This window comes from Tardiphaga sp. (genome assembly GCF_044340795.1).
Lineage (GTDB): Bacteria > Pseudomonadota > Alphaproteobacteria > Rhizobiales > Xanthobacteraceae > Tardiphaga.
Map to the genome: position 1 here is coordinate 1 of NZ_JBIISY010000120.1, position 17,966 is coordinate 17,966.

Consider the following 17,966-nt stretch of genomic DNA (forward strand, 5'->3'; position numbering starts at 1 on the left):
AACCGAACATCGGGGGACACCATGTTGAGAGCTGTCGCTCTGATCACGATCATGTTCCTAAACGCCACCTGGGCAGAGGCGGAGACAATCGACGTCAAGTACTATGGATCGTTGAACCTGAGCCCATTCGATTGCACCGACGTTACCCGCAGCAGTCTTGTGAAGAGAACCTGCTACGACAAAACTCAACGGTTTATGGTGGTGCAGCTGAACTCGACTTACTACCCCTATTGCGAGATGCCCGCGGCAACCTATCAAGCGTTCCTAAGCGCCCCATCAATGGGCAAGTTTTACAACACCAGCATCAAGGGTACTGGCTCGGATGGCCCGTTCGACTGCCGCACGCATCGGAAGCCAACTTACTAATCGCCGAGCCACCCAGCAGCCCACTCCAATTAACACCCGCGCTTAGGCGACTGCCACCGACGGATTGTCGGCGCGAACTGATGTGTTGAGCTTGCCAATTTGACACTTCCTACGCTCGACCCAGCTAACGAGCCCTGGAGGACGGTAATTTGCATCGAGCCTCCAACGCTCGAAAACTGTCGCATCGATCGTTTCGTTGATCGCAGCTCTGACCGACCCGCCAGCCGGAACCGGATCCTCGCCAATCGGGCGGTAGAACCGCTTCCAGAGAGTGATGGGTTTGTACCAGCCGGACATGAACTCGGAGTAAGAGTCCGCAATCGCACACGGCCCCAGGTCACCGTCGATACTCACTTCTTTTTTGAACGCTAAGCCATGACTGATCGCTTTATCCATCAACCACTTTAGCGGGGCCTGAGCTAAAACATCGCTGGGATAGCCCCCTCCAACGTTCGCGTGAGCTCCAATGAACCACCGTTGCTCGACCTCAGAGACATCGCGAGACGTTGCAGGCCCTGTCTTTGGATCATAATCCATAGTCCATAGGGTCGGCGCGAAGGCGGCGCGATGCTCGTCTATCGCCATTGCATGGTAAGCGAATCGATTAGTTCGGCGGAGTCCGGTGTTGAGGAAGCGCATGTTCGACTTGCCAAACCCAGGAACGCCTGCCAACGGAATTCCCAAAGCACCGACAGTGTCCCACACCCCAACGAACTTGATCTCTATTGGTCGGGAATATTTCAGCATCCATTGCTCTTCGATCGTGAAATCAGATTTACCGCTATCCCGGTCGGTTATCAGTTCGCGAATGGTACGCGGCACGCTTGCCAACCGATATCGGGCATAAAGCTGCCCAACCGATAGTGGTGCGCCTGCTTCAAGTAGACCGCACTTTGATATCAGTCCTGAGAGGCTGCGCGCAGTGTATGCGCCGCGACTAAAGCCAAAGATGAAGAGCTCGTCACCCTCGTTGTAGCGCTCGATAAGCCATTGATACGCATCGATGATATTTTCATTGAGGCCGAAGCCAAACATGCCGCCGCGAACTTTTTCACCGACGCGCGTGCCGACACCTGAATTGTAATAGATGGCCTGATCAACGCCATCGCTTCCCTTGGGCGCACACAGCGCGCGAAGGCGCCAGACGTTGGTGTTGTCGTTGACCGTATTCCAAGTGCCGTCGAGAAATATTGCGATTCGCTTCTTGGGCGCGACTTCGGCAGTAGCTGAGACCTCCATTTTACTCCCCACCATTCGCCCGTCCTTTGAGTTATCTGCATTAACACACAAAAGCCAAATACGTTGTGCCTCGATGACGACAGCGATTTACCGACTTGCACAGCTCTAGCGGCTTATTGTGTTGCATCCGGACAAAGCTGTTGCGTACCAAGCCAGAATGCCGCTCCACTGCCACCGTACTGCGGGGGCAATTGGCTAAGGTTTGTAGTGACATTTGCTATATGAAGTCGCTCCTCGGCTGAGAACGGCATGTTGCGAAGTGCGAAGCAATTGGCAGCGAATTCATTTTGAGTCATCTCGACCAAATGTCCGCACTCGTGCGCTGAAGTCATCCTTTGCATCGTCGGACTAAGCGCGAAGTAGCCTGGGCCGTAGGTTACTGCTGGCCATCCATCCTGATCCCACGACGCGTGTGCCCAGTGCGCGGACGGTCCGAGCCTTTGACGTACCGCAACAACCTGCCCGGTAAACGCATTGCGAGCCGAACAAGGTACACTATTCGGAATAGCCACTTGTGCTTGGGCATCCGATAGCTGTCCCAGGATCCCGACACATAAGCTGAAGGCCAAAATCGCCAGACGATACAATGCCCTCTCCCGTAGCCAAAAAATCGATTTGCAACCTTAAGGGATAGCAGGCATAAACGCTAGCGTAACAACGGGAGAGGTTAATGCGCTTCGTACGCGGTGCCGTAGATATTAACGCGCTGCTGGCATTCATCTTTGGCATAATCTTTGTGTGCGTTATTCTCGCGTTTGCTCGCTTTGAGCCCAATCCAACTGAATTCTCGCAGTCCGTTTACATCACTGTACTTGCTCTTGCGTCCGCCGGAGTTGGAGCTGTCTTACCAGGTATGCTGCAAGTCCAGTTTCCATACGCTAGGGCCAGTGGAGCTCTAGCATTGTTCTTACTGGTCTACTTGAACAGACCTGCAATCGTCGGGGCTTCTATAAAGATCGAATTTCCGACGACTTCGCCGACGCCCGTGATCCAATCATTTCTGCAAGACGTTGATCGCAAATTACTAGATTCTGCTTTTGATCAGATGGACGTTGATGCGGTTGCGGCATTTGGAGATCGTAGGCAACTCAAAGAAATCTATAGAATTGCACGTGAAACACTTGGCGACCCGATTTCTCGTCAAGAGATTGGCGTAGATCAGCATGTCTCCCCAGCGGGTTTTCCCGCTGGGGGCTATCGGACTGTCGTTTTCAGAACGAAGTTTGCGTCAGGCCTTTGCTATGAAGAGGCTGTTGTGGTTCGCGCAACTAGTAAGCTCGGTTGGAAAGTGTTCAGGCACAACATTAGGCCCACCCCAATACCGTGCGGCTAAATCAGAGCGATGCGTCAGTTGAACGCGACGTCATGCTCAGCCTACTCGTCCCACCAGTTCTTGGCGTCACGAGATCCAGCCCACAGTGCATGAGGGTTTCCTGTGAGCTGTTCGGCGTAGGCATCGACGGCTCCAATCAAGCATCCGAGCGTCGTGGCTGTTGGGCGTTCGCGCTGCATGTAGTCCCGAAATCTGCGGAGAACCTGTAGCTCCGCCCTGACATTCCTTTTGTGCTGCTCGTCTTGCTCGCGTTCACGGCGTTCGTCCTGATAGGCTTTGGCTTGTGCGCGGTTGAATGCCTTGCTCACCACTTCCTCCCGCCAAGAACCTTGCCCTGCATCGTATGGGGCTGTTCGGCTTTAAGCCGGTCGCGCTCATCCCTGAGCCCTTCCACTTTCACCAGCATCCTGCCAAGCAGCAGTTCGGCCGAAGCCGTGGAGATCCCGGCCCGCTCAAGCTGCTGAATTTCTTTTCGTTGACGCGAGAGCTGCACCCGCATGCGCTCAATTTCGCTTTTGATGAAATTGATGTCGGGCATCAGACCCTCTCACGTTTTTCGATGTAGAGGCGTAAATCGGCCTGGGCACGCATGATCTGCTGGGCCGGTTGAGAGCAGTCCTCATCGGCATCGATAAGGGCCAGCATCTCACGGGACAAAAGCCGTATGTCTTTGCGAATCCTTGCGATTGTCTGATTTAGCCGAGCGTCCATGACCGTCTCCCAAGAAGACGCTCAATAAGAACGAAACACGAACACGATTCAAGCCGCTACAGCTTGCGGGGGGACATGTGATCAGCCCCAAGGCACGCCGCAACACTCTGAAATTGTTGATGTCGGTTCAGCCTTCTGAGCTGATGGAAATTGGATCGGTAGTCAGTTGTCGGTACCCGTTACCTGTCGGATGATCCATCCATCTGCCTCCAACTGCTTGATTGAAGACAGCGCATCCTTCTTGTCCGGGTAGACCGCCCGTACTTCGCCACCATGGAAGCCAACTGTGAAGAACCGCATAGAGCGATCTATGTGCTCGGACGTACTCCTCAGATGTTCGATTATCTCACGCAAGCTGGGGTCATTGTCGCTCTCAAGCTTCTCGATGACCTTGAGGGTCTTTGGTCGATCACCGAGCGGAGCGATCAGAAGTGTTTGCACCAACACCTTGAGACGAGAAGCGATCTGCACACGAATTTTATAGAGCTCATCCGTTGTTGGACCCTGAAGTCGTTTGACCAACGTCCGAATCTCACTCCGGCTGCTGTCGAGCCGACTGCCCAGCCCCACAAGTTCTGCTTGCTCCGCACTCTTCATTTCGATTTGCGCACGAAGACGCGACTGCCTCTGCTCCAGTTCGTCGAGCTTTGATTTGACGAATTCGACCGCGCCACCACCGGTGAGGAGCTGGTAAGTCTTCTCCATGAGCTCGTTCACCGCGGCCAGCTCGCCTTGCAACGCCGACAACCGTTCCGATATCGCTTTGCGCTGCGAAGCCGTTTCATCGGCCGTCACGATGCTCTCGATGTCGAGCTCCTCGACAAATGCCAGAAACGATGCCTCGAAATCGGCGTAGCGCCAGCGTGTCGCTTTGCATCCTAGATTGCGTTTAGCATCGCTGCAGATGAGATAGCTGCCACCTTTCGGTCCGGTGCCCTTGTTCTCAAACACGACGTTGGCACGGCAGTAGGCGCACTCAGCGATGTTCGTGAAAAGGTTTGTGAAGCCTGCTCCTTTGCGGCCTTTGCCACTCTGTAGCCGCTGCGACTTGGCGAGGTTGGCGCGATAGAAGAGATCCTCTGTCACTATCACCGGGTAATACCCAGCGATCGGCTCACCGTCCGGAATTCGCTTCCCGTCATTTTTTCGGTATGGCTGAAACTCTCCCAGTACTGATCGGTTCGCCAAGACTTTGGCAATGTACGATTGATGCCATCCGTTTTTGCCGACGAAGGCGGGAGTGGCAGCTCGATTGAGCCGCGCGGCGATCGTGTACATGCCAACACCAGCTGCACAGTCACCGAATATCTGCCGAACGATCTCTGCGCGCTCGGGTACGACCTCATATACCTTGCGATCTGAGGAGAGCCGAAGCCATGCCGGGCATTGCTTTGTCATCGGCTGGCCAGCAGCTGCTTTTGCGCGCTTATTCTGCCATGCAGCTGAGATGCGCTGACTCTTGATCGCCGATTCTTCATGAGCTCGGCTCATGATCACCAAAGACATGATGAGATCGCCAAGGTCGACGTTGTTCGCCTTGCAGAGACGACCGTCCATCAGAGTCACGAGGTTGATCCCAGATTGGATGATGCTCAGGAACAGTGATTGAGCAATCATCAACTTGTCGCGGCTGATGCGATCGAGAGACTCGACGATCAGATATGATCCTTGCTCAACCGCCCCTGTCTCTACGGCCTGGAGAAATTGGCCGAGGGCACCGTCCTTGATGTTCGCGCCCTTGAATGCCGAGATACCGATATCTTCCAGTTGAGCGTCTTCGGCTAGATCTAGACCGTGCTTTTCGGCGTACTCTTGGGACGCTTTAAGCTGGCGTCTGCGACTGTCTCCCTTAAGCTGAAGATCAGTCGACATTCTGAGATAGGAATATGCCTTAGGTCTCAATGGGATACATCCAAGCCGCGATGAAAGTCACAGCTGAATAATCCAATCCGGGTTATTAGTACATAATATTATCATCGTCGGCTTGCCGGACAAGGCGGTTTCGGAAGCGCGCGAACGCGTGCGCGCGGCGCTGACGGCCTCCGGTCTCGCGCTGCCGGCGCGGCGGATCATCGTCAATCTGGCGCCGGCCGATTTGCCCAAGGAAGGCAGCCACTACGATCTCCCCATCGCCCTCGGCCTGATGGTGACCATCGGCGCTATCCCTCATGACGCGCTGGCGGGCTTTACCGTGCTCGGCGAACTCGGCCTCGATGGTTCGCTGGCGCCGGTGGCCGGTGTGCTGCCCGCAGCCATCGGTGCCAATGCGCGCGACGAAGGGCTGATCTGCCCGGCAGGCTGCGGCGCGGAAGCCGCCTGGGCGAGCCCGGATATCCAGATCATCGCCGCACAATCGCTGATCCAGATCGCCAATCACTTCAAGGGCACACAGGTACTGTCGCGACCGCAGCCGAAAGTGCAGACCAGGGAAGACAGCCTGCTCGACCTGCGCGACATCAAGGGGCAGGAGAGCGCCAAGCGTGCATTGGAGATCGCTGCGGCCGGAGGCCATCACCTGTTGATGATGGGGGCGCCCGGCTCCGGCAAATCCATGCTCGCCGCCCGGCTGCCATCGATCCTGCCGCCGCTGGCGCCGGCCGAATTGCTGGAAGTCTCGATGATCGCCTCGGTCGCCGGCAACATCCGCGACGGCGCGCTGACAGCGCAGCGCCCGTTCCGCGCGCCGCATCATTCCGCCAGCATGGCGGCGCTCACCGGCGGCGGGCTGCGGGCGCGGCCGGGGGAGATTTCGCTGGCGCATCAGGGCGTGCTGTTTCTCGACGAGCTGCCGGAATTCGATCCGCGCGTCCTCGATTCACTGCGCGCGCCGCTGGAGAATGGCGAGGTCGCCGTATCCCGTGCCAATCACCGCGTCACTTATCCTGCACGCTTCATGCTGGTGGCGGCGATGAATCCCTGCCGCTGCGGCCACGCCTTCGAACCCGGCTTTGCCTGCAAGCGCGGACGGATCGACCGCTGCACCTCGGACTACCAGACGCGAATCTCCGGTCCGCTGATGGACCGTATCGACCTGCGCATCGAGGTGCCGGCCGTGACAGCCGCCGACCTGATCCTGCCGCCGCCGTCGGAAGGATCCGCCGAAGTCGCCGCGCGGGTCGCCGCAGCGCGGAGCCTGCAGACCGCACGTTACGCCACCGCAGGGCTCGCCGGAACGCATACCAATGCATCAGCGCCAGCCGCCATACTCGAAACAGTCGCTCAACCGGACAAGCAGGGCCTCGCTTTGCTGAAGGACGCCGCCGAAACCATGCGGCTCAGCGCCCGCGGCTATCACCGCGTGCTCCGCGTGGCCCGCACACTGGCCGATCTCGACGGTGCCGCACAGATCGGTCGCCTGCATCTGGCGGAAGCGTTGTCCTATCGTGCATTGGCCGACGAGGTGCGGAGCGCAGCGTGACGACACAACGAATGCGCGTATCGTCAACCCGGCAGTAACCAGTCTCGTTTACGCTTCACTCACCATAGCCTGCATGATGCGGGTGAAGGGGCGAGTGCGTATCATGTTGCGTTTCAAGATTCTGGCGACGACGATTCCGTTGGCGATTGCCGCCTTTCTTGCGCGCGGCGATCTGTTTGCCTCGACACACCCCTGCATCGCCACAAGCGATGGCGCCGTGCAGGTCGCTGCATTCCCTTGGCAGGCGCAAAACCATGTAAGCTTTACTGACGACCCCGCCCGCGCGACGGTGCGGGTCCAGATCGTCGACAGTGCCGAGGGGGCCGATTTCGCCGTGATCGACGACGAGCAGGAGAGCACCGACGAGCCCGGCGCTTGCTCTGCGAGCGCCGCCAAGCGCTTCATCGGTGTGACCACCTCCACCGCCAGCACCGATCCGGTGATCTATCTGTCGGACAGCGGCGAGGCGGAGTACCGCATTTTCGTTCGCTCACGCAGTTTTACCGCGCAGGACGCAGCAGCGCTGATCGTCGGTGCACGACACGTGCCGCCCGCGCGGATGGCCGCCGCGAGCCTCTGAGGCGCATTAACCCCGCGTCAACCATAACGATACCACGTCGGTATCATCAGTGCTGGCGCAACGCCTTTTGCAATCCCTTGGCAATCTGATCCGGACATCATCGCCGCATCCCGCATCGAGCCGGAGTGGCGCCATGACCAAACCCATCTTCCGGATCAAGGTCATGGTCCGACGCTTTGCGCGTCGGTTTCCGTGGCTGGCATTTGCCATCCGCTCGTTCCTGATGTTCTCGGCGGCGTTCGGCGGCGCCTATGGCTTCATCTCGGCGGCCGCCTCGCCGACATCAGGCTACGATCCCCACGCCTTTGCCATCGGCGCGAGCTTTCTGTTCGCCGTTGCCTGCGTTGCGCTCGTCACCATGAGCATGCGCATGCGTTTCCTGCAGAAGCGGATGCGCAAGATCAGTGCGCTGAACGATGCACTGGTGGATCGCAACTGGGAACTCAAGGAGGCCGAGGAACGCGCCCGCCATCTGTTCGAGGCTCAGGACGACCTCATCGTCATCCGCGATCAGGACGGTCATATCACTTACGTCAACGATGCCTACTGCACGCTGGCGGAAACGCCGCGCGAGGCACTGGTTGGCAGCCGCTTTGAACTCACGGTGCTGGAGCAGGGCGACAGCGCCCATGAGCCGAACGGCACCAGCATTCACGACCAGTGTATCGCCACCGCCACCGGCGCGCGCTGGATCGCATGGCGCGAAGGCATGGTGCGCATCGACGCCAACCGCCCGGCCGAATTGCAGAGCGTCGGCCGGGACGTCACCGACCGGACCGAGACCGAGCGCGCGCTCTCCGATGCCCGCGACCACGCCAACGCCGCCAATCGCGCGAAGTCGCGGTTCCTGGCGATGGCTTCACATGAAATCCGCACACCGCTGAACGGCATTCTGGGCATGAGCGGACTGCTGCTCGATACTCCGTTGTCGCCGGAGCAGACGACCTATGCCCGCGCCGTACGAACCTCCGGGGAGTCCCTGCTGTCGCTGATCGAGGAATTGCTCGACTATTCGAAGATCGAAGCGGGCAAGATCGATCTCGATTGCCGACCTTTCGCGCTGTCGTCGCTGATCGAGGACATCACCGAATTGCTGGCGCCGCGGGCGCAGGCGTGCGATCTGGAAATCGCCGCCTATATCGATGAGCGGCTGCCGCTGGAAGTGATCGGCGATGCTGCGCGCCTGCGGCAGGTGCTGCTCAATCTCGCCGGCAACGCCATCAAATTCACCTCCACCGGCGGCGTGGCAATGATCGTCGAGCCCGGCATCTGGCCGAATGAAGTCTCTTTCATCGTGCGCGACACCGGGATCGGTATCGCCCCCGATGCACAGCAACGTATTTTTCGCGAGTTCGAACAGGCGGACGAGCGCACCGCACGCCATTTCGGCGGCACCGGGCTCGGGCTCTCCATCAGCGAACGCATCGTCAAGCGCATGAATGGCCGGATCACGCTGCAGAGCACGCCCGGCGTCGGCTCCACATTCGAAGTCTCGATTCCGCTGGTCGCGTCCAATGACCGCGCCGAGGCTTTCGTGCCGCCGGACCTCACAGGCCAGTCCGTAATGCTGGTCGCCCCGCAGAGCATTGAAGCTTCGCTCATCGCGCGTCGACTTGAGCGCTGGGGTGCGCAGACCTGCATGGTGTCCGATCCCGATGTCGCACTCGCGCTGCTGCCGGAGCGGCCATGGCGCGCGGTGCTGATCGACCGCGCCCTCGACGCCAGTGCTTTCGAACGACTCGCGGAACGCGCTGTTCCCCACGCGCATCAGCGCATCGGCCTGTTCACTCCGGCCATGCGGCATGAATTGCAGCCGATCGCGACCGCGGGTCTCACCGGCTATCTCATCAAGCCGTTGCGCGCGGCATCGCTGGCCAGGCTAATGGGAATGCAGGCGGCTGATCAGCTCCCCGAATTTGAAGAGCCCACAGACGCTGCGGCCGAAGCCCTGCCGCTCGCAGGACTCTCGGTCCTTGTCGCAGAAGACAACGAGATCAATGCATTGCTGATGCGCTCGCTGCTGACGCGTCTCGGGCATCGCACCGTCGTCACCACCATTGGCGAGCAGGCGCTGGAATCCTGGATGGCCTCCGATGCGGCCGGCACGCCATTCGATCTGGTGCTGATGGACATCCAGATGCCCAAGCTCGACGGCATCGCCGCCGCCAAGCGCATCCGCGCATTGGAAGCCGGCCAGCGCGTGCGCCGCACGCCGATCCTGGCGTTGACGGCCAATACGCTGGTGGAAGACCGCTATGCCTGTTTCGAAGCCGGCATGGATGGCTTCCTGCTGAAGCCGCTGGATCGGGAAAAGCTCGAAGAAGCGCTGAGGCATCTGGCCGCGGGCCGACACATCGCGGCGTAACTCAAGCTTCTAATGCTCGGCTGTCATTGCCCGGCTCGACCGGGCGATCCAGTAAACTCAGTCCTTACAATATGTACTGGGTCACCCGGTCGAGCCGAGTGACGACAGATCGAGTGAGGCTGCTTCGGACGACCTTTCCCAGACCTTCTCTGTCACAGCCCCGCAACACACCCGTCACACCTCTGTCGACCACCCGTGATGTCTGATGCGGGTAGGCCGCGTCGATTCGCGTGGGGCTAACCGCGGCCGGGGTACAGTCGGGGATTGGCTATGCACGGCAACGAAATCGTTCGACCGACGCCGAATGTCTTGAAACCAGGCATCATCAAGCCGGGCGTCATGCAGATGTTGCGTCCGCAGAACATGGCGCTGGCGGCACAGACGGCCATCACCTGGTTCAAGCCGCCCTTCAATTTCGACCCCGCCAATTTCAATCCCAACGGCGCGCCACCGCTCGGCCGCATGGGGCCGCTGGAAGTGCGCCTCGCCCAGGACAAACGCGACGTGAAGCGCGCGCAGCGGCTGCGCTACAAGGTGTTCTACAAGAACGGCACCGCCATCGCCGACGCCGCCACCATGCTGGCACGGCGCGACAAGGATGCCTTCGACAAGATCTGCGATCACCTCCTGGTGGTCGATCACGCTGCCAAACCGACGCTGTCAGGTCGTCAGCCCGTCGTTGGCACCTATCGTCTGCTGCGCCATGAAAGCGCGATGAAGCATGGTGGCTTCTACACCCAGAACGAGTTCTATCTCGACGGCATGCTGAACAGCCATCCGGGCCTGCGCTTCCTCGAACTCGGCCGCTCCTGCGTGCTCGAACGCTATCGCACCAAGCGCACCGTCGAGCTTCTGTGGCAGGGCATCTGGAGCTATGTGAAGCAGAATCGCTTTGACGTGATGATCGGCTGCGCCAGTTTTGAAGGCACCGATCCCGAGGCGCTGGCGCTGCCGCTGTCATTCCTGCATCACCATGCCCGCGCACCGGAAGAATGGCGCGCCCGCGCTCATGGTTCGCGCTACGTCGAAATGAACCGGATGCCGAAGGAAGCCATCGATCAGAAGGCTGCGCTGCGCGCGCTGCCACCGCTGATCAAGGGCTATCTGCGCATCGGCGCGATGATCGGCGATGGCGCCGTGATCGATCATCAGTTCGGCACCACGGATGTGCTGATCGTGATGCCGGTGTCGGCGATCGGCGCGCGGTATATCGAGCATTTTGGCGGGGAAGCGAAGGCGGCGTAGTCGCGACTTTCGCTCGGCCCCTCATGGTGAGGAGCGCGCCTCTTGCGCGCGTCTCGAACCATGAGATGGCTTGGCTCATGAGCCCGCGGCCATCCTTCGAGACGCCGCTGCGCGGCTCCTCAGGATGAGGGCGGAGTTGAATTACAATCGCCGCAGCGCCACGTTCTCGATCACGTGGTCCGCGCCCTTCTTCAGAATCAGCGTCGCCCGCGGCCGTGTCGGCAAAATATTGTCTTCGAGATTGGCGAGATTGGTCCGCTCCCAGATCGCCAGCGCCGTCGCGGTCGCTTCCTCGTCCGACAGCAGCGCGTAACGATTGAAATATGACCGCGGATCGTGGAACGCGGTGTCGCGCAGCGCGAGGAAGCGCTTCACATACCATTCGCGCAGCACAGGCTCATCCGCATCGATATAGACCGAGAAGTCGAAGAAGTCGGAAACGACAGGCACCGCCTTGCCGTCGCGGGGCAGGCGGCCGGCCTGCAGCACGTTGACACCCTCGACGATCAGGATGTCGGGCTGATCCACCTCGATGAACTTCTCCGGCACGATGTCGTAAGTCAGATGCGAATAGACGGGCGCGCGGACATTGCGCCGGCCGGCCTTGATGTCGCTGAGGAACTGGAGAAGCAGCGGGAGATCGTAGCTCTCCGGAAAGCCCTTCTTCTGCATGATGCCGTTACGTTCGAGCACCGCATTCGGAAACAGGAAACCGTCCGTGGTGACGAGATCGACCTTCGGCTTTGGCGACCAGCGCGCCAGCAGCGCCTGCAGCACGCGAGCGGTGGTGGATTTGCCCACGGCCACCGAACCGGCGACGCCGATGATGTAGGGCATCTTGCGATCTTCGATGCCGAGAAATTTACGCTGCGCCACATAGAGCCGCTGATGCGCAACGACATACATCGAAAGCAGACGCGACAGCGGCAGATAGATTTCCTCGACCTCACGCAGGTCGAGGCGATCATGCATCGAGCGCAGTGCCGCGATTTCCTCGGCATTCAGCGCCATCGGCATGTCGTCGCGCAGCTTCGCCCATTTCTCGCGCGAATAGCTGCGATACGGATCGTATTTCTGCTCGGGGGTCCGCACGTCCATCAGAGTTTCCTACTTGAGAGGCCGAGTTCTTCAGACTCGCACCATGAAACGTCAGTCGCTCTTGCGTGACGCCTTTTCCTGCAATCCGGATTGATGCGTGCGCGCGCCGAGCGCCGCCTCCACGTCCTGAATCGTAATGCCGCGCGACTTCAGCAACACCAGAAGGTGAAACAGCACGTCGGCGCTTTCATTGATGAGATCGGTGCGATCATCATCGACCGCGGCGATGACGGCCTCGACCGCCTCTTCGCCAAACTTCTTGGCACAATGCACCGCGCCCTTGTCGAGCAGCTTCTTCGTATAGGACGACTCGCCATCCGCCGCGGCAGCGCGGGCGTTGATGGTGGCAGCGAGATCATGGAGCGTAAAGGACATCGATCAACCTCGTTACGGGTCAGGGACCCTTAGGGATCAAGCCGCATCGGCAGCCCGGCACGCGTCATGTGGTCCTTGGCCTGGCGGATGGTAAATTCACCGAAGTGAAAAATCGAGGCGGCCAGCACGGCAGTGGCGTGGCCGGATCTGATTCCCTCGACCAGGTGATCGAGATTACCGACGCCGCCGGAGGCGATCACCGGTACGGCGACACTGTCGGCGATGGCGCGGGTCAGTTCGATGTCAAAGCCGGTGCGGGTGCCGTCGCGATCCATCGAGGTCAGCAGGATTTCACCGGCGCCGAGCGAGACCACTTCCTGCGCGAATTCGATGGCATCGATGCCCGTCGACTTACGGCCGCCATGGGTGAAGATCTCCCAGCGCGAGCCGGCGCGTTTGGCATCGATGGCAACGACGATGCACTGGTCGCCGAACTTTTCCGCAGCTTCCTTGACGAACTGCCGATTGGCGACCGCAGCCGAATTGATCGAGACCTTGTCGGCCCCGGCACGCAGCAGCGCCTTGATGTCGTCCACGGTGCGCACGCCACCGCCGACGGTCAGTGGCATGAAGCAGGCTTCCGCCGTGCGGCGGACCACATCCATCATGGTGCCGCGGTTTTCATGCGTGGCATTGATGTCGAGAAAGGTCAGTTCGTCCGCGCCGGCGGCGTCATAGGCGATCGCGGCTTCGACGGGATCGCCGGCGTCGCGCAGATCGACGAAATTGACGCCCTTCACTACGCGACCGTCCTTGACGTCGAGGCAGGGGATGACGCGGACCTTGAACATGGTTTTGTCCTATGCGGCCTTGATCAGCTTCAGCGCTTCAGCGGGATCGATGCGGCCGTCATAGAGCGCACGGCCGGAAATGGCGCCTTCGAGCTTTTTCGCCCGCGGCTCCAGCATCGCCTTGATGTCGTCGATGGAGGCGAGGCCGCCCGAGGCGATCACGGGAATCGAGATCGCATCGGCCAGCGCGATGGTGGCGTCCCAGTTGATGCCCTTGAGCATGCCGTCGCGGGCGATGTCCGTGAAGATGATGGCCGCGACGCCGGCATCTTCAAAACGCTGCGCAATGTCCAGCGCGGTGACGGTGGACACATCCGCCCAGCCTTCCACCGCGACCTTCCCGTCGCGCGCATCGAGACCGACGGCGACGCGGCCCGGAAATTTCTTCGCGGCCTCTTTCACCAGCGCTGGATCGCGGACGGCGGCCGTCCCGATGATGACGCGCGTGATGCCCTTCGACAGCCACGCTTCGATGGTCGCGAGGTCGCGAATGCCGCCGCCGAGCTGCACGGGGATTTTCACCCGCTGCAGCATGGCTTCGACAGCCTGCGCATTCACCGGCTTTCCGGCAAAGGCGCCATCGAGATCGACCACGTGGAGATATTCGAAACCCTGATCCTCGAACGATTTTGCCTGCGCGGCAGGGTCGAGGTTGAACACGGTGGCGCGCGCCATGTCGCCTTGTTCGAGGCGGACGCACTGGCCGTTTTTCAGGTCGATGGCAGGAAAGAGGATCACGGCTTCCATTTCAGAAAGTTGGAGATCAGAGCCAGACCAAAACGCTGGCTCTTTTCGGGATGAAACTGCGTGCCGATGGCGGTGTCACGGCCCACGATGGCGGTGATTGGCCCGCCATAGTCGGCGCGCGCGAGCACTTCGTTCTCGTTCACGGCATTGAGCTGGTAGGAGTGCACGAAATAAGCGTGGCGGCCCTTCGGACCGAGCGGCAAGCCGTCGAGCACGGGATGCTCGCGCAGAACTTCCAGCGTGTTCCAGCCCATATGGGGGATCTTCAGCTGTTCATCGCGCGGCGCGATCTTCTCGACATCGCCGGCGATCCAGTTGAGACCGTCTGTCGTGACATGCTCCCTGCCGCGCGTCGCCATCAGCTGCATGCCGACACAGATGCCGAAGAACGGCCGTGCCTTGTCGCGCACCGCTTCGGTCATGGCGTCGACCATACCGTCGAGTTCGTTGAGGCCGCGGCGACAATCGGCGAAGGCGCCAACGCCGGGCAATACGATGCGATCGGCGCGAAACACCTGATCGGGATCGCGGGTGACGACGATCTTCGGCGGCGCGTCCATGCCGCGGGTGGCACGCTCGAAGGCTTTTGCAGCAGAGTGCAGGTTGCCGGAGCCGTAATCGATAATGGCGACGGTCACCGTGTCACTCCCGGTTGCGGAAACAGGCCGATCACATCTTCGGGCCCGCGTGAAAACGGCTGGGCCGGGACGCGGCGGGTCGGCGGCGGCGCGCCGCGGTCGGTCGAATAGGAATCATCGCGCTGGCTGGTGGCCCAGCGATCGAAGAAACGGCGCTCCGCCGCCTCTGGATTATCGGCGACGACGACATCGAGCTGCCGCCACTTGCCGCGCGAATAGGACCAGCGACGCAAGCTGGATGCTTCAAAACCCATCAGCAGCGCGATGAAGAACATCGCCAGCATCCGCGGCCCAGCTGGCACGCCGAGCTTCGAGAGCGCGATCTCGCCGACGAAAGACAGAACGAGATAGCCGATCAAAGCCAGCCAGAGCCGGTGAAACAACAGCCAGAACGGCCCGGCGATGAACGCCCAGACATGAAAGCCGTCGCGCACGAAGACGAACTTGTCCGTCGCCGCCAATGGCGATGTCTCGGCGCTTTTTGGCGCATGAACTGTATAGACCGGCATGCAAACTCCGCCACTACCAGGCAGGGATCACGAACAGGGATCAGCCGCCGAGCTGCCCCTTGGTGGAAGGCACTTCGCCGGCATTGCGCGGATCGATGGCAACCGCCGTCCGCAATGCCCGCGCCAGACCCTTGAAGCAGGATTCGGCGATGTGATGGCTATTGTCGCCATATAGGGTTTCGACGTGCAAAGTCACGCCCGCCTGCACGGCAAAGGCGGTGAACCACTCGCGCACCAGTTCGGTGTCGAATTCGCCGATCTTGTGGGTCGGGAAGGCGGACTTGAACACCAGGAACGGGCGGCCGGAAATATCCAGCGCCACCCGGGTCAGGGTCTCGTCCATGGGCATATAGACCGAGGCGTAGCGGGTGATACCGGCCATGTCACCCAGCGCCTGCTTCACGGCCTGGCCGAGGGCGATGCCGACGTCTTCCGTGGTGTGGTGGAAATCGACATGGAGATCACCCACCGCCTTGACGGTGATGTCGATGCGGGAATGGCGGGCGAGCAGGTCAAGCATATGGTCAAAGAACCCGATGCCGGTGGTCGAATTGGACGCACCGGTGCCATCGAGATTCACGGAAACCTCGATCTGGGTCTCCTTGGTGGCGCGCTTGATCGTCGCCTTGCGCATCGAATGGGCCTCTTGCTGGCTGAAAACGCGGTCTTTTAACAGGGGGATGACAGCGACGCTACGGCCAGGACGCGGGATTCGGAGGCTATGGTGAGCGGAAATTCATGGCTCGGCGGAAAGGGTGTCGGTGTTTTGGCCGCATTTGCATCCGACCTCACCCGTGCCTAGATCAGACCCTCACGAGGATACCCATGAGCACCCATTCTTCCGCGTCCGGCGACGCATCGTCCCTGATCTGGCACGGCACCACCATTCTGACCGTCCGCAAGAACGGCAAGGTCGTGGTCGGCGGCGACGGCCAGGTCTCGATCGGCCAGACCGTGATCAAGTCCAACGCCAAAAAGGTCCGCAAACTGGGCAAAGGCGACGTGATCGGCGGCTTTGCCGGCGCCACCGCCGATGCCTTCACTTTGTTCGAGCGGCTGGAAGCCAAGCTGGAGCAGTATCCCGGCCAGCTCACCCGTGCCGCCGTGGAGCTTGCCAAGGACTGGCGGACTGACCGTTACCTCCGCCGGCTGGAGGCCATGATGATCGTGGCCGACAAATCGGTCTCGCTGGTCCTCACCGGCACCGGCGACGTGCTGGAGCCCGAGGCGGGCGTGATGGCCATCGGTTCCGGCGGCAACTACGCGCTGGCCGCGGCTCGTGCATTGGCCGACACCACCGACCAGGATGCCGAAAGCATCGTCCGCAAGTCGCTGGATATCGCTGCCGACATCTGCGTCTACACCAACCGCAATCTGACGATCGAGACCCTGAGCGAATGACCGACTTCTCACCCCGCGAAATTGTTTCCGAGCTCGACCGTTTCATCGTCGGCCAGCACGACGCCAAGCGCGCCGTCTCGATCGCGCTGCGCAATCGCTGGCGCCGGCTGCAACTGACCGGGCTGTTGCGTGAAGAGGTGCTGCCGAAAAACATCCTGATGATCGGGCCCACTGGCGTCGGCAAGACCGAGATCGCGCGACGCCTCGCAAAACTCGCGGGCGCGCCGTTCCTGAAAGTGGAAGCCACCAAGTTCACCGAGGTCGGCTATGTCGGTCGCGATGTGGAGCAGATCATCCGCGACCTGCTCGAGGTCGGCATCGCGCAGACCCGCGAGCGCAAGCGCAAGGATGTGCAGGCGCGCGCGCAGCTGGCTGCCGAGGATCGCGTGGTCGATGCGCTGGTCGGCGCCAATGCGAGCGCTGCGACCAAGGAATCGTTCCGCAAGAAGCTGCGCAATGGCGAACTGAACGACAAGGAAATCGAGATCGAGGTGTCATCGTCATCCGGCGGTCCGTCGATGTTCGAGATCCCCGGCATGCCCGGCGCGCAGATGGGCGCGATCTCGCTCGGCGACATCTTTGGCAAGATGGGCAAGGGCACAAAGACACGTCGCCTCAGGGTCGAGGATGCCCATGAACCGCTGGTGAGCGAGGAAGCCGACAAGCTGCTCGACAACGACCAGGTGGTGCAGGAAGCGATCTCCGTGGTCGAGAACAACGGCATCGTGTTTCTCGACGAGATCGACAAGATCTGCGTGCGCGATGGCCGCAGCGGCGGCGAAGTCTCGCGCGAAGGCGTGCAGCGCGATCTGCTGCCGCTGATCGAAGGCACCACGGTTTCGACCAAGCACGGGGCGGTCAAGACCGAGCACATTCTCTTCATCGCCTCCGGTGCCTTTCACATCGCCAAGCCGAGCGACCTGCTGCCGGAATTGCAGGGCCGCCTGCCGATCCGGGTCGAGCTGGATGCACTGACGCGTGACAACATGCGGCGCATTCTCACGGAGCCGGAAGCATCGCTCATCAAGCAATATGTGGCGCTGCTGCAGACCGAAGGCGTGACGCTGGAATTTTCCGACGACGCCATCGACGCGCTGGCGGATGTGGCCGTCGCGGTGAATTCAACCGTCGAGAATATCGGCGCGCGGCG

Annotated in this window: 19 protein-coding genes and 1 pseudogene; 8 read left to right on the forward strand and 12 right to left on the reverse strand. The window is 60.6% G+C overall.

Translation table 11 applies throughout. The annotated features are described in order from the left end of the window. The coding region (locus ACIQ17_RS19035; protein ID WP_398470630.1) for a KTSC domain-containing protein at nucleotides 1–366 on the forward strand (366 nt) is incomplete at its 5' end. Between the two features lie 42 nt (nucleotides 367–408). Here ACIQ17_RS19035 and ACIQ17_RS19040 read toward each other — a convergent pair. Continuing rightward, a complete protein-coding gene (locus ACIQ17_RS19040; protein ID WP_398470631.1) occupies nucleotides 409–1,620 on the reverse strand; it encodes a DUF2235 domain-containing protein in 1,212 nt (403 codons plus the stop codon). Nucleotides 1,621–2,275: 655 nt separating this feature from the next. Between ACIQ17_RS19040 and ACIQ17_RS19045 the strand changes: the two genes are divergently transcribed. Next, nucleotides 2,276–2,938: a DUF4019 domain-containing protein gene (locus tag ACIQ17_RS19045; protein ID WP_398470632.1), complete on the forward strand. Its 663-nt coding sequence runs from the start codon at nucleotides 2,276–2,278 to the stop codon at nucleotides 2,936–2,938. A 41-nt stretch (nucleotides 2,939–2,979) separates the two neighbouring features. On the opposite strand, the gene ACIQ17_RS19050 is transcribed toward ACIQ17_RS19045, so the two are convergent. The 4 genes from ACIQ17_RS19050 to ACIQ17_RS19065 all read right to left on the reverse strand — a co-directional run bounded on the left by ACIQ17_RS19050 (nucleotide 2,980) and on the right by ACIQ17_RS19065 (nucleotide 5,551). Then, on the reverse strand, nucleotides 2,980–3,246 hold the full coding sequence (locus ACIQ17_RS19050) for a hypothetical protein (protein ID WP_398470633.1): 267 nt from the start codon (nucleotides 3,244–3,246) through the stop codon (nucleotides 2,980–2,982). Further along, on the reverse strand, nucleotides 3,243–3,476 hold the full coding sequence (locus tag ACIQ17_RS19055) for a hypothetical protein (protein ID WP_398470634.1): 234 nt from the start codon (nucleotides 3,474–3,476) through the stop codon (nucleotides 3,243–3,245). Before ACIQ17_RS19055 ends, ACIQ17_RS19050 begins: the two co-directional genes overlap by 4 nt. Continuing rightward, the gene (locus ACIQ17_RS19060; protein ID WP_398470635.1) at nucleotides 3,476–3,649 is read right to left on the reverse strand and encodes a hypothetical protein; all 174 of its coding nucleotides are present in this window, start codon (nucleotides 3,647–3,649) and stop codon (nucleotides 3,476–3,478) included. The genes ACIQ17_RS19055 and ACIQ17_RS19060 overlap by 1 nt, the downstream gene beginning before the upstream one ends. 162 nt (nucleotides 3,650–3,811) lie before the next feature. Continuing rightward, nucleotides 3,812–5,551 carry a recombinase family protein gene (locus tag ACIQ17_RS19065; protein ID WP_398470636.1) on the reverse strand — a complete coding sequence of 580 codons (1,740 nt, stop codon included), beginning with the start codon at nucleotides 5,549–5,551 and terminating at the stop codon, nucleotides 3,812–3,814. 73 nt (nucleotides 5,552–5,624) lie between these two features. On the opposite strand from ACIQ17_RS19065, the pseudogene ACIQ17_RS19070 reads away from it, so the two are divergent. From ACIQ17_RS19070 to ACIQ17_RS19085, 4 genes and pseudogenes are all read left to right on the forward strand, one after another. Continuing rightward, nucleotides 5,625–7,067: pseudogene (locus tag ACIQ17_RS19070) on the forward strand (YifB family Mg chelatase-like AAA ATPase); the annotation flags it as partial. A gap of 103 nt (nucleotides 7,068–7,170) precedes the next feature. Next, a complete protein-coding gene (locus ACIQ17_RS19075; protein ID WP_398470637.1) occupies nucleotides 7,171–7,647 on the forward strand; it encodes a hypothetical protein in 477 nt (158 codons plus the stop codon). A 133-nt stretch (nucleotides 7,648–7,780) separates the two neighbouring features. Next, a complete protein-coding gene (locus tag ACIQ17_RS19080) occupies nucleotides 7,781–10,012 on the forward strand; it encodes an ATP-binding protein (RefSeq protein WP_398470638.1) in 2,232 nt (743 codons plus the stop codon). A 339-nt stretch (nucleotides 10,013–10,351) separates the two neighbouring features. Then, nucleotides 10,352–11,257, forward strand: a complete 906-nt coding sequence (locus ACIQ17_RS19085) for a GNAT family N-acetyltransferase (RefSeq protein ID WP_398470648.1) — start codon at nucleotides 10,352–10,354, stop codon at nucleotides 11,255–11,257. Between the two features lie 141 nt (nucleotides 11,258–11,398). On the opposite strand, the gene coaA is transcribed toward ACIQ17_RS19085, so the two are convergent. The 7 genes from coaA to hisB are packed head-to-tail and all read right to left on the reverse strand — an operon-like array spanning nucleotide 11,399 to nucleotide 16,049. Beyond that, nucleotides 11,399–12,355: a type I pantothenate kinase gene (gene coaA / locus ACIQ17_RS19090; RefSeq protein WP_398470639.1), complete on the reverse strand. Its 957-nt coding sequence runs from the start codon at nucleotides 12,353–12,355 to the stop codon at nucleotides 11,399–11,401. A gap of 51 nt (nucleotides 12,356–12,406) precedes the next feature. Continuing rightward, entirely contained in the window at nucleotides 12,407–12,730 is a 324-nt protein-coding gene (locus ACIQ17_RS19095) for a phosphoribosyl-ATP diphosphatase (RefSeq protein WP_398470640.1), read from the reverse strand. Between the two features lie 29 nt (nucleotides 12,731–12,759). Next, nucleotides 12,760–13,521, reverse strand: coding sequence for an imidazole glycerol phosphate synthase subunit HisF (gene hisF / locus ACIQ17_RS19100; RefSeq protein ID WP_398470641.1), 762 nt, complete (start codon nucleotides 13,519–13,521; stop codon nucleotides 12,760–12,762). Nucleotides 13,522–13,530: 9 nt separating this feature from the next. After that, the gene (hisA, locus tag ACIQ17_RS19105) at nucleotides 13,531–14,259 is read right to left on the reverse strand and encodes a 1-(5-phosphoribosyl)-5-[(5-phosphoribosylamino)methylideneamino]imidazole-4-carboxamide isomerase (protein ID WP_398470642.1); all 729 of its coding nucleotides are present in this window, start codon (nucleotides 14,257–14,259) and stop codon (nucleotides 13,531–13,533) included. Next, complete coding sequence (gene hisH, locus ACIQ17_RS19110) at nucleotides 14,256–14,906, reverse strand: imidazole glycerol phosphate synthase subunit HisH (RefSeq protein WP_398470643.1); 651 nt, start codon at nucleotides 14,904–14,906, stop codon at nucleotides 14,256–14,258. Before hisH ends, hisA begins: the two co-directional genes overlap by 4 nt. After that, nucleotides 14,903–15,415, reverse strand: a complete 513-nt coding sequence (locus ACIQ17_RS19115) for a DUF2628 domain-containing protein (RefSeq protein WP_398470644.1) — start codon at nucleotides 15,413–15,415, stop codon at nucleotides 14,903–14,905. The genes hisH and ACIQ17_RS19115 overlap by 4 nt, the downstream gene beginning before the upstream one ends. 40 nt (nucleotides 15,416–15,455) lie before the next feature. After that, a complete protein-coding gene (gene hisB, locus ACIQ17_RS19120) occupies nucleotides 15,456–16,049 on the reverse strand; it encodes an imidazoleglycerol-phosphate dehydratase HisB (RefSeq protein WP_398470645.1) in 594 nt (197 codons plus the stop codon). Between the two features lie 191 nt (nucleotides 16,050–16,240). Here hisB and hslV point away from each other — a divergent pair, with 191 nt between their 5' ends. Both hslV and hslU read left to right on the forward strand, forming a co-directional pair. After that, nucleotides 16,241–16,816 carry an ATP-dependent protease subunit HslV gene (gene hslV / locus ACIQ17_RS19125; protein WP_398470646.1) on the forward strand — a complete coding sequence of 192 codons (576 nt, stop codon included), beginning with the start codon at nucleotides 16,241–16,243 and terminating at the stop codon, nucleotides 16,814–16,816. Beyond that, nucleotides 16,813–17,966: ATP-dependent protease ATPase subunit HslU (hslU, locus tag ACIQ17_RS19130; protein ID WP_398470647.1), on the forward strand; the 1,154-nt coding region annotated here is incomplete at its 3' end. The genes hslV and hslU, both read left to right, overlap by 4 nt.